A 9788-nucleotide genomic window follows, 5' to 3' on the forward strand; every position below is an offset into this window, starting at 1 on the left:
TTAGGTTTCTCATCAGGCCGATAGGCCGTTCATGTCATCAATTATCAGTTTTCGCAAAACCAGTGGGGTAACGTTTAAATTTATTCATAATGACGCAGGATCAGGCGTCAAATACCGTGTGCTGTGTCGTGATTACCCAAGCTATCCGGGCAAATTTATTCGCCAGTGCACAAGTCACTACATTGGCGTGTTTTCGTTCAAGCTGCTGTCTGACCCAGTCAGCCAGTTTTCCTGAATAATTATCCAATCGTTGCATAAATATTCGTGCACATTGCACCAGTAGTCTCCGCAAGTTCTTATTTCTTCGTTTACTGATACCCAGCAGGGTATTTTTTCCTCGCTATATTGCCTGGGAACTAATTCCGTTGAGGCGGCAAAATCACGACTTTTGGCATATTGTCGACCATCTTCCCAACGATGAAGAAAGTAAGCTAGCTGTGATTAAACCAACACCGGGGAGGGTCATAAAACGCTGGGTTGTGTCATCCGTGGTGATCGTGTGTTTTAGTTCAGATTCTAACTCGACTATTTGTTCAACAATATAGTGATAATGGGCGTGTAGTTGCATCAACAATCGGACCCGATAACTTGGGAGTTCGTGCTCTGCCAACACAAACGATAAGCGCTTATAATAGCGTCTCCCCTCGGTAGGCTAATCCCAAACTCGAGTAAAGAGCCATGTATCTGATTAGTCGTTTTGATCTTATCCCGGACAAGTGACTTCCTGACCCGATGTAATACACGCATTGCTTGTTGAGCTTCAGTTCTGGGCTGAACAAAACGCATTGAAGGACGTGATGCGGCTTCGCATATCGCTTCGGCATCAACAAAATCATTCTTGTTACTTTTAACGAAAGGTCGGACAAACCGAGGCAAATGAGTTTAGCCTCATGCCCCAAATTTTATAGTTGATTTTCAAAATCTGGTCGAGAGAAGAGTTTCGGAGCAAACCGGTGAAGCGATAAATCTTTCTATGTTCCATTAAGCAATATAGGCACGTCGGTTAACGGGTTATTTTCGATATCGGTTTTGAGCACCTTAATAACGCAGCTTTTTCTTAATTGGTATAAGTTAACGAGAGTTTTTTCCTAATTGCATACCTACTTGTACTTAAGCTGACGATGTAGTTCATATCAAGTTTGAGCCAGCATCGAATGATTAAACCTTAATTTCGCCTGGACATTTCTCCTAAGCTGGCTTAATGTTTCTGCTTCTGATTTTGATAAGTTTGGCAATTTCCAAGTTCTTATTCATTGTCATGGTGTGGTTCTTGCTGGTTGTGGTGGCCCATTGCTCTAAATCATTCGGTAATATATCAGCGGCGAAATCCTCCTAGTCACAAAAAAATATGTCTTATATCTCCACTCTAAAGGATAAGATTTTACGATACACTAAATAAATTGGGATTACAGTTTCACAGCCAGACTAAATTTTAAAAAAATATATCCTTATAGTGTATAAGTATATCATAACACTACGTTTATTATTCTAAACTTTACTCATTCTATATTGCATTGAAATATGAAGAAAAAACGTCCTATTTTACAAGATGTTGCAGATCGTGTTGGTATAACTAAAATGACAGTAAGTCGTTTCTTGCGTAATCCTGATCAAGTTTCTGAGCAATTGCGAAAGAAAATAGCGGATGCTTTAGATGAGTTAGGTTATATCCCAAATAAAGTACCGGATATTCTCTCTAATTCCACTAGTCATGCTATTGGTATTTTATTGCCTTCTTTGACTAACCAAGTTTTTGCGGAGGTTATTCGTGGTATCGAATATGTGACGGATAGTTATGGTTATCAAACTATGTTGGCTCACTATGGCTATCGCTCAGAAAAAGAAGAAGAGCGTTTGATTTCTTTACTTTCCTATAATATTGATGGTTTGATTCTTTCAGAACGTACTCATACTCCACGAACTTTAAAGATGTTGGGAACGGCTGGTATCCCTGTCGTTGAACTGATGGATTGTGTTTCTCCTTGTTTTGATATGGCAGTTGGTATTGACAACTTTGAAGCAGCTCGGCAGATGGTAATGGCAATGATTGAGCGTGGTTGCCAGCGGGTGATTTATCTTGGTGCGAGACAAGATGAAAGGACAATTATTCGTCTGGAGGGCTATGAAGCTGCAATGAAAAGCGCCGGGTTAAAGCCAGGTAAGATAATGACACCAGACAGCTCTTCTTACACATTAGGGGGGCAGTTACTGAATGAAGCACGAACAAAATATCCTGATGTTGATGGTCTATTCTGCACTAACGATGACCTCGCAATCGGAGCAATTTTCGAGTGCCAACGTCAAGGGATAGCTGTACCACATGATATTGCGATAGCTGGCTTTCATGGCCATGATGTTGGTCAGGTGATGACACCAAAACTTGCCAGTGTATTGACGTCTCGTGACTTATTGGGGCGGAGGGCTGCCGAATTATTAATGGCTCGGCTGAAGGGCGAACATTTACCGCAAAAAATGATTGATATCGGCTTTCAGTTATCTCTGGGAGAGAGTATCTAATCGGTCTGCTGGATTTGCGTTTTTTTGAACTCATTTGTGATGAATATCACATTTATATTTCCTGAATATTCCGTGTTGTTGCGAATTTCGTCTCTACTTCTGATAATGTTACCGATAACAGTTACCGGTAACATTTCGTGGATAAAATATCTACGTTGAGGAGTTTATATGAACGATACCCAACATTCGAATCATGTTTTTGTGCTTATGGGGGTATCCGGTAGTGGTAAATCTGCTGTTGCCAGTGCTGTGGCCTATAAATTGGACTCTGCTTTTTTAGATGGTGATTTTTTACACCCAAGATCTAACATTAATAAGATGGCTGAAGGCTACGCACTGAATGATGAAGATCGTGAACCTTGGTTGAAATCACTGAATCATGCAATTTTTGCTATGCAACGCACAAACCCGGTTTCCCTGATTGTTTGCTCTGCTTTAAAAAAACATTACCGGGATATACTGCGTGATCGTAATAAGAATCTGTCATTTCTTTATATGAAAGGCGACTTTGATTTAATTGAAAGTCGATTGAAGGCACGTAAAGATCATTTTTTTAAATCTCAAATGTTGGTATCTCAGTTTGAGGTATTAGAAGAGCCGGGGAGTGATGAACAGGATGTTTATCTGGTTGACATTAGATCGTCTCTTGATGAAGTGATAAATCACTCGATAAAAATAATTAATAGTGTCATTTCAGGGGAAAAATAATGAGTACTTTAACCTTAGTGCTGACAGCGGTGGGTTCTGTTTTTTTACTGTTGTTTTTGGTGATGAAGGCCAGAATCCACGCTTTTGTTGCGTTAATACTGGTTTCTATGGGAGCGGGTGTTTTTTCTGGTATGCCACTGGATAAAATTGCTGAAACAATGCAAGAAGGAATGGGAGGAACGTTAGGTTTTCTGGCTATTGTTGTCGCACTGGGGGCGATGTTTGGTAAAGTTCTGCATGAAACAGGCGCACTGGATCAGATTGCGATTAAACTACTAAATAGTTTTGGTGAAAAGAATGCTCATTATTCATTGGGGATCGCTGGCCTGGTTTGTGCTTTGCCATTGTTCTTTGATGTAGCTATTGTTTTATTGATTGGTGTGGCGTTCGCGGTCGCGCGTCGTACTGGCGGTAATGTAGTGAAGCTGGTTATTCCTCTGTTTGCTGGTGTCGCCGCCGCAGCAGCATTTTTGTTACCTGGTCCAGCGCCGATGTTGTTGGCTTCACAGATGAATGCTGATTTTGGCTGGATGATCTTGATCGGTATCAGTGCAGCGATTCCTGGGATGTTACTGGCGGGGCCAATCTTCGGTAATTTTATCAGTAAGTATGTCACTCTGGATTTGCCCGTGGATATAAGTGAGCCAAGCCTTGGTCAAGGTAAGATGCCATCTTTTGGTTTGAGTTTGTCACTGGTTCTGTTCCCTTTGGCTTTGGTTGGGTTAAAGGCTATTGGTGAGAATTTTGTTGAACAGGGTTCTGAGTTGTATCAGTGGCTTGAATTTATCGGTCATCCATTTTCTGCGATTTTGGTTGCTTGTTTGATTGCTATTTATGGTTTGGCAATTCGCCGTGGGATGAGTAAAGAAAAAGTGATGGATATTTGCTCTTCGGCTATTCAACCGGCTGGAATTATTTTATTGGTGACTGGGGCTGGTGGTGTATTCAAACAAGTATTAGTGGATTCTGGTGTTGGCCCTGCTTTGGGAAACGCATTGATTGGGGCAGGTCTGCCTATTGCATTAGCGTGTTTCATCCTTGCTGGTACAGTACGCGTTATTCAAGGTTCTGCAACTGTTGCCTGTTTGACAACTGTTGGTCTGATTTTGCCCGTTGTTGATCTTCTGGAATATTCTAGTGCCCAGCTTGCAGCTCTTTCAATTTGTATTGCGGGTGGTTCTTTGGTATTGAGCCATGTTAATGACTCAGGCTTTTGGTTATTTGGTAGATTTACTGGTGCAACAGAATCTCAAACACTGAAAACTTGGTCAATTATGGAAACTATTCTTGGAATAACAGGAGCCATTGTTGGAATGGTTTTCTTTGCCATGTTGTAATTCATATGAATTAAGAGATTGTATTAGATTAATACCGCCTTCCTTAGAAGGCGGCAAGATAAGTTAACTATTTGAAAATATTGCTGACATTAAAATAGTGTTCTTGCTAACGGGTGACGGTGGCACCAGCGATCTTTATAGGAGAAAGTAGGTTTGCCAATAGAATAGCGCATCGTTTTTTGATTCTGTTGGCAGAGCGTTGAAGCATTTTGAATATTTAACCACATGACAATGCTTCCAAGGCTGAGATTAGCGTATTCAGGATCGTATCCACCGTTTACTGCATCGAATGAAACCCATTGAGGGCTGTCTGATTTTATAACTAAATCGTAGGCTGCTGGGGTTCCATTGATAGTTAATACACATCCGTACAGATGTTGTTTGAGTTCGGTGTATAGTTCGGTTAATTTTCCTTTTTCTTCTTCACTGTGTTTTTTTTCCCACCGTTTTTCGTACAGTGTGGTGTAAATATCAACAAATTCCTGGCAGGTGAAATCATCAATTTGATGTATTTCTCCGCCTGCACGCTTAAATTTATTAATTTCATTACTCCGATTTCTTCTTGTTTTATAAGAAAAATCTTCTTTAGCAAGGCATATTGTTCGCTTGTTTAATCGGCCATAGTAGATGTTGACGAAGTTTTCTTTATGCAGAGGCGATATGGTTTTTGACTTCCCAGGGATGATAGTTTTTAGATGTTTGGCAATAGGGAAGAGAATTTCATCGTAACTGAAAAAATAGTAGTCCTTTTGGTGACTTGCTGCCAGATGATGATCTTTACATGTAAAGTATGCCCCTTCGATAACGTTTTCTATTTGTGGATTTTCTTTGACGTAAAAGATAAAACTATTGCCAAATTTTTCATTTAAAAAACGTACAATATCTGGATGAGTAGATATTCCACCACCATAGAGAGAATACGCTTGTTGGTAACGTTCGAAACTACATTCTTTCCAGCCGGAGATGAGCCTTTTTATAGAGCTGAGAGGATACTTTTTGGGAAAAATCATATTTTAAATACTCTTTTTAACGCTATGTTTTACACATGGTATAAACTTATTTTCAACGCATTAAATACAACAAAAAAGATAGTTTGTCTTTATTAAATGGGTTTCTTGTGAGCTCATACATATTGTAAATCTAAGATTATAAGTTTAATTTTTCTGCACTAAAAACAAGATAAGTATTTAGTACTATTCCCAATCAAGCCTTATTGTTGCTTATTGACCGAGAACATCTATTAACTGTTGATATAAAGCTTCAGCACTGCGCTCATAACCTGCGGCTGAAAGGTGAACATAATCAGGACGAGCAAGATCTTGTTGCGCCCAGCTCCTAATTGAGCATTTTCCACCCATATATGCACGCCAGTTCCAGAATAGTGTGTGCTGATCTTGAGCGACTTTTTGTTGAGTATGGATGATATTATCCAACATTGTTGGTTGTTGTGCTATACAACTTGTAAATTGGTTGTTTTTCAAAGAATCACCCGGCCCAATGATAAGGATAACTGTTTGTGGTAACTGATTACGAATCTGCTTTATCTTAGTTTCCAGTTGCTGGCGATAGCTTGATAAACCCAGCGAATGATTAAATGCCTCATTTGTGCCATAAGCGAGGATCACCATATCAGGATGCATTTGAACTAATGTATCAATCCATTTTGGCTGCCATTTATCCATCATATTAATAGTTGCACCATTAATACCCAAGGCAGATAACATAATACCTGGTTGTTTACGTTTGATAAACCAGCCGCCTAATTTTAACTGATTATTTTGTATCGCCATAATATTAACTGGGAATGTAACTGATTCTTCAGTAGAAAATTGCCAGTGATCATGGGTTGCCGGTAATTTTAGTATTCGTTTGGTTGCAGATTGTACCAGAATCTGAGTATCACCCGATGCTTGGTATAACGTTTTGAGTTGATAGCGATCATGGGATGGTGCAAACAGTCTTAGAATTAATTGACTTATTTGGCTATTGGGTTCTGCAATTGCACCGCCGATAGGAAAATCAGGCCGATTATCTTTGCGGCTGGTGGTGAGTTTCCATTGCTGCTTATCATCGGTCATACTGATCATAGCGTTACGTTGACCAGGTACATTAATTGGGCTAACAAAACCAATCCCTGCATCGCCAAAACGTTGTTGCAATAAAGAGCGAAGCTTGCCGGTAAAAAAGTCTGCGGCAGTATGAGAATCTCCTATCTGAACAAAATGCAGTTGATTATGGCGGCTGTTGTGAAGTTTATCCGCCAGTAAAGCTAAATTCGGTTCACCAAAGTCTATTAGCTGTTGGCTCTCTTTTGCAGACTGTTGTGTTGGCAACGGCAATGGCTTTTGTTTATGGCACGATATCAAACTTAAAGAGAGTGTGATGACCAGACTAATGCCAGCAGATTGATATCGTCGACGAAGTTGTTTAACTATTTTCATTTTGTTTAGCTGGTTCCTGAATAAATTTAATCAATGAAAATATGTTATCTGAGATAGTTTGCTGGCCTTTCAAGCTAAAGTGTATACCATCACCGCTTCTGAGTTTAATTTTGTTACTATTGTCGCCGACATAATCGGAATAATCATTTGCATGATATTTGAAAATATCATTAACAGAAACATAGATTTCTCCGGCTTTCGTTACTTCCGATTGATATAAGGATCTCAGATATTTCATGCTGGCAGAAAGTTTTTTCTGTCGCATATTGGGAGGAGCAACCCAGATAATATCAGCCCCGTGGTTACGTGCTGCGGTAAGGACCATTTCGATACGCTGGCGATAGAGGTTTTCCCAATCAGGGCTGGCGAATTTCAGGTAGATGTTTCCATGTTTTGGTGGCATATCCCAGGGATCATTTGGCCCCAAAAAAATAACAACTAGCTTGATATCATGGTTGGCTTCCAGTGTTTTATTGATAGTTTCCGGCCAATTAAAAAAACTGGGATAAGCAAGCCCAGTACTTTGTTTGCTGAGATTAATACTTGAAATACTGTAATCCCGGTAGAGCCGACGTTTTAGATGGGGAGCGATACCCTGCATCATTGAATCTCCAGCAAACAGCACTTTATCTTTGGCTGTCAGTGTCACGTTGGTTTTAGCGATAACCGTGCTGGGGGAAACATTATTTCTTAAATTATGGGGTATTGGTGAATTAACAGGATGAGTATGGGGAGATTTCTGTAATAACTCAGGGAAAATTGCAGGCAGATTTGTAACAGGAGAGGGATAACCACTCAGGAGCTTGAGTCCAATTTGAAAATCCACAGGCAGTATGATATCAGCTTCCTGGAGAGTTCGCTGATGGTTGCTACTGTTATTACTGGTAGTATGTGACATGAAAGCTTCCCCCGCAGCGAGTACACCTTGTTCCAGATTATCACCGAAATCCCAGAGCGGATGGCCTTGCAAAGTCGCCCAAAGACTTTGCTGGTGATATTCTTGTTGCCAGAATCTATCCAGTGAACGATGATTTAGCCAGATTAACAGTAGGCTAGTTAATATTACGATAAAAATAACTTGCCCGGCCGTTTTTAGATTAGATTTGAATTCAGAAATTGGCATAAATGAATCCTGGTATTCCTTGTGGTGAAATCATAAATACCAAAGTCAGAATAATCGCTAATGGTATTGGGTAGCATATCCATGAAATCTGAGAATACATTTTCTCAACCATTATTTTTAGATTAATCAGCCACGGATAAATAATAAAGAGTCCCCAGAACATCAGTAACAACCCACTATTGGCTATTATCGAGTGAAATAAATTTGATGATATCAATTGATTTAATAATATTAGTGCATCATCTAGAGTAGGACAACGGAAGAAAACCCATGCCAGACAGACAAAGTGGAAAGTGATGATTCTGGATAAAAATGAAATGACTGGATTTTGGGGAATATTTTGATTTTTTTTGTCTATTGAGGGAAATAACTGGTATTTAACATTGAGGATTATTAATCCCAATCCATGAATAGCTCCCCAGATAATGAAATTAATTCCGGCTCCATGCCATAACCCAGAGATTACCATAGCAACAAACAAATTAAGATTTTTACGTACAAATCCTTTCTTATTACCACCAAGAGGAATATAGACATAATCACGGATAAATTCAGATAAACTGATATGCCAACGGCGCCAGAAGGCTTGTAAGTTTTCAGCCAGATAAGGGGCATTGAAGTTTTCAGGTACTCTGAATCCAAGGAGTAGTGCTAATCCAGTAACAAGATTGGTATAACCAGAAAAATTAAAATAGATATGCCAGGCATAGGCATAGATACTAACCAAGATTTGCCCTGCATTGTAGCTGACGGGATCATCAAAAACTGGATTAACATAATTTTCGGATAAATAAGAGCTGAACAAAAATAGTTTGGTTATTGCCAATGTAATTAATAATATGGCTCTTGATGGTTCAATGATCACTCTTGATGATATCTGGATTTGAGGCAGGAAATCTTTAGCTCGGTTTATTGGTCCGGCAACAATACTCGGAAAAAAGCATAGATATAAAGCGACATCAGGAAATGATGCTTTGGGTATTTCTTTTCTTGCGACAGCAACGACATAGCTGACGGAATGAAATGCATAAAAAGATAAACCCAAAGGGACGAGTAGTGTTAGTACGGGTAAATCTATGGACAAGCCAAATTTGGCAAACGCTTGTTGGAGACTTTCTTGAAAGAAAGAATAATATTTGAATAGAGTGAAACATCCCAGAATACCTATTGTCAGGATAGTAAACGTGATGCGGTTGGATAGAAATTTGCTGGCTATGTTTGTTAAAAGATAAATAAATAGCGTATAGCCAAATAGGATGCTGGTGAAAAGCGGATTAAAGGAAAAGACAAACAGATAACTTGCGATTATCAGCAGGTAGTTTTGTGTTTTCGCATGTTTTTGTAGCATCCAATACAAGAGAAAGAAAGCAACAAAGGAACCAAGAAACTCAAAAGAAAAGAAATTCATATTAAACTCTGGTCAATCATTTTATCTCAATACAGGTTAATATTGAAGGATATTATAGTATTTAATCTAAACATTCTATCAATGAAAAGAACAAATGGGTGGATATAAGAAAATCATCCATTCCATAGGGAGTGTTAGAAATTCTGTGTCATTCCAGTAATATATCTCAAAAAGGAATGACAAATGACTCAATCTTTCGATTTCGACAAAGCCCTGAAAGCGCTTCAGGATGGTCAGGCACTGACCGGTAAGAA

General features: G+C 39.3%; 7 protein-coding genes and 1 pseudogene. 3 read left to right on the top strand and 5 right to left on the bottom strand.

What is annotated here, in order from left to right; translation table 11 throughout:
* Positions 1-100: 100 nt before the first annotated feature.
* Positions 101-896, bottom strand: a pseudogene (locus CKY02_RS21690) (IS110 family RNA-guided transposase); the annotation flags it as partial.
* Between the two features lie 625 nt (positions 897-1521).
* Between CKY02_RS21690 and gntR the strand changes: the two are divergent.
* The 3 genes from gntR (at position 1522) to gntU (ending at position 4562) form a co-directional block, all read left to right on the top strand.
* Positions 1522-2517, top strand: a complete 996-nt coding sequence (gntR, locus tag CKY02_RS21695; RefSeq protein WP_112879097.1) for a gluconate operon transcriptional repressor GntR — start codon at positions 1522-1524, stop codon at positions 2515-2517.
* A gap of 168 nt (positions 2518-2685) precedes the next feature.
* Positions 2686-3225: a gluconokinase gene (gntK, locus tag CKY02_RS21700; protein ID WP_112896865.1), complete on the top strand. Its 540-nt coding sequence runs from the start codon at positions 2686-2688 to the stop codon at positions 3223-3225.
* Entirely contained in the window at positions 3225-4562 is a 1338-nt protein-coding gene (gene gntU / locus CKY02_RS21705) for a gluconate transporter (RefSeq protein ID WP_112896866.1), read from the top strand. Before gntK ends, gntU begins: the two co-directional genes overlap by 1 nt.
* Positions 4563-4651: 89 nt before the next feature.
* Here gntU and CKY02_RS21710 read toward each other — a convergent pair whose 3' ends face one another.
* From CKY02_RS21710 to CKY02_RS21725, 4 genes are all read right to left on the bottom strand, one after another.
* Positions 4652-5572: a GNAT family N-acetyltransferase gene (locus CKY02_RS21710; protein ID WP_112896867.1), complete on the bottom strand. Its 921-nt coding sequence runs from the start codon at positions 5570-5572 to the stop codon at positions 4652-4654.
* Between the two features lie 210 nt (positions 5573-5782).
* Positions 5783-7003 (bottom strand): SGNH/GDSL hydrolase family protein, encoded by a 1221-nt coding sequence (locus CKY02_RS21715; RefSeq protein WP_112896868.1) that lies wholly within the window; start codon positions 7001-7003, stop codon positions 5783-5785.
* The gene (locus tag CKY02_RS21720) at positions 6990-8126 is read right to left on the bottom strand and encodes an SGNH/GDSL hydrolase family protein (RefSeq protein ID WP_112896869.1); all 1137 of its coding nucleotides are present in this window, start codon (positions 8124-8126) and stop codon (positions 6990-6992) included. The genes CKY02_RS21715 and CKY02_RS21720 overlap by 14 nt, the downstream gene beginning before the upstream one ends.
* A complete protein-coding gene (locus tag CKY02_RS21725; RefSeq protein WP_112896870.1) occupies positions 8113-9534 on the bottom strand; it encodes an MBOAT family O-acyltransferase in 1422 nt (473 codons plus the stop codon). The genes CKY02_RS21720 and CKY02_RS21725 overlap by 14 nt, the downstream gene beginning before the upstream one ends.
* Between the last annotated feature and the right edge of the window lie 254 nt (positions 9535-9788).

The sequence above is a fragment of the Photorhabdus bodei genome (assembly GCF_003287735.1).
Lineage (GTDB): Bacteria > Pseudomonadota > Gammaproteobacteria > Enterobacterales > Enterobacteriaceae > Photorhabdus > Photorhabdus kayaii.

Coding starts and splice junctions, on each gene's coding strand:
- gntR (WP_112879097.1), top strand. CDS start 1,522: ATGAAGAAAAAACGTCCTATTTTACAAGATGTTGCAGATCGTGTTGGT.
- gntK (WP_112896865.1), top strand. CDS start 2,686: ATGAACGATACCCAACATTCGAATCATGTTTTTGTGCTTATGGGGGTA.
- gntU (WP_112896866.1), top strand. CDS start 3,225: ATGAGTACTTTAACCTTAGTGCTGACAGCGGTGGGTTCTGTTTTTTTA.
- CKY02_RS21710 (WP_112896867.1), bottom strand. CDS start 5,572: ATGATTTTTCCCAAAAAGTATCCTCTCAGCTCTATAAAAAGGCTCATC.
- CKY02_RS21715 (WP_112896868.1), bottom strand. CDS start 7,003: ATGAAAATAGTTAAACAACTTCGTCGACGATATCAATCTGCTGGCATT.
- CKY02_RS21720 (WP_112896869.1), bottom strand. CDS start 8,126: ATGCCAATTTCTGAATTCAAATCTAATCTAAAAACGGCCGGGCAAGTT.
- CKY02_RS21725 (WP_112896870.1), bottom strand. CDS start 9,534: ATGAATTTCTTTTCTTTTGAGTTTCTTGGTTCCTTTGTTGCTTTCTTT.